The organism is Candidatus Thioglobus sp. (assembly GCF_028599055.1).
GTDB lineage: Bacteria > Pseudomonadota > Gammaproteobacteria > PS1 > Pseudothioglobaceae > Thioglobus_A.
Map to the genome: position 1 here is coordinate 1 of NZ_JAQRMS010000207.1, position 1,839 is coordinate 1,839.

At 38.8% G+C, this 1,839-nt stretch carries 2 protein-coding genes; both read right to left on the minus strand.

The genetic code is table 11. The features are described 5' to 3' along the window. Positions 1-1,040: 1,040 nt before the first annotated feature. Positions 1,041-1,685: a hypothetical protein gene (locus PSN35_RS07495; RefSeq protein ID WP_300031633.1), complete on the minus strand. Its 645-nt coding sequence runs from the start codon at positions 1,683-1,685 to the stop codon at positions 1,041-1,043. Next, a partial coding sequence (locus PSN35_RS07500; RefSeq protein ID WP_300031636.1) for a hypothetical protein occupies positions 1,658-1,839 on the minus strand: 182 nt, incomplete at its 5' end. The genes PSN35_RS07495 and PSN35_RS07500, both read right to left, overlap by 28 nt.

Below are 1,839 nucleotides of genomic sequence, written 5' to 3' on the forward strand. Positions count from 1 at the left end.
CTATTTATTGCTCACTTGGCATTAAACACCAATCTTTCACTCACTCACTCTTTTGTCAAATCCAGACATTGAAACACCTCTTTGAAAATTCTGTAAGAAATAATGATTGACAAATGAGCATCATGGAACTGAGTGTTAGGGTTAGGGTTATGGTGTTTAACACCACTTTCAACAATATTTCAGTTATACCGTGGCAGTCAGTTTTATTGGTGGAGGAAAGCGAAGAACCCGGAGAAAACACCACGACAAACTTTATCACATAATGTTGTATTGAGTACACCTCGCCTGAGTGGGATTCGAACACGCAACGTTTGTGGTGATGCACTGATTGCATAAATACATGTAGTTGAAAATCCATATGATCACCAGCACCAAGGCTCCTCATGGAATTGATATATGGATGAGAACTTCCAAACAAATAAAATGTTCATATTATTGGTTTGTAACACAGTTGACCATATCTTTCTTTTTGTTGAACCACACTGGTCGTGTTGTGGTTAAATCCCAGTCAGTTTAAATAAAACATCATAGAATTAGTATTTACTGCTTCTCTACAAACATGCAGTATTAAGTAGTAAGAACAGATTGGTTGGCTCGGAATCAGGATAGCGTGTCCGAGTGAAACATGTCTACCCATAGACTTGCTTCAATGAGGTACATGTAGCACTATAACAAATCCAACTAGGCATGTTGGTCTGGTACAAAGCTGACATTATCATCATCTTATTGAAGGCAACTTGTTCACACTCTGATATAGTTTATGCATGCTACTTTAAAAAAATCAGTTTGTCTTAAAACAACAATCACTTTAACACTCATTTTTGTTGTCCTATGAACTATTTTTGTCATTGTGGTTTGGCACAAGGTTGAATCAAGTAATTTTCATCCTATAACAACATATACAAAAGCTTAAATTTAATGGATGGCATTTCAGAATTATTTACAATAACCTTAACCAAATGTCTATAATATGTCCAGATCATGTACAACAGCTTGAATTGTCCTACTGTCAAATCTGCCTCCCTCTGAAATAGGTGATCTTAGATGATTTTGGTTATCCTAGTTGGGCTCTTTGGTTTTATTGCTCCCAGTCTTTCTACTTTATGCCTACCTGATGCTCCCAATCTTTCTACTTTAAGCCTACCTGATGCTCCCATTCTTTCTACTTTATGCCTACCTGATGCTCCCAATCTTTCTACTTTAAGCTTACCTGATGCTCCCAATCTTTCTACTTTAAGCCTACCTGATGCTCCCAACCTTTCTACTTTATGCCTACCTGATGCTCCCAATCTTTCTACTTTATGCCTACCTGATGCTCCCAATCTTTCTACTTTAAGCCTGCCTGATGCTCCCAATCTTTCTACTTGATGCCTACCTGATGCTCCCAATCTTTCTACTTTAAGCCTACCTGATGCTCCCAATCTTTCTACTTTAAGCCTACCTGATGCTCCCAATCTTTCTACTTTAAGCCTACCTGATGCTCCCAATCTTTCTACTTTAAGCCTACCTGATGCTCCCAACCTTTCTACTTTAAGCCTACCTGATGCTCCAAATCTTTCTACTTTAAGCCTACCTGATGCTCCCAATCTTTCTACTTTAAGCCTACCTGATGCTCTCAATCTTTCTGCTTTAAGCCTACCTGATGCTCCCAATCTTTCTACTTTAAGCCTAACTGATGCTCCCAAGCTCCCAATCTTTCTACGTTAAGCCTACCCGATACTCCTAATCTTTCTACTTTAAGCATACCAGATGCTCCCAATCTTTCTACTTTAAGCCTACCTGATGCTCCCAATCTTTCTACTTTAAGCCTAACTGATGCTCCCAAGCTCCCAATCTTTC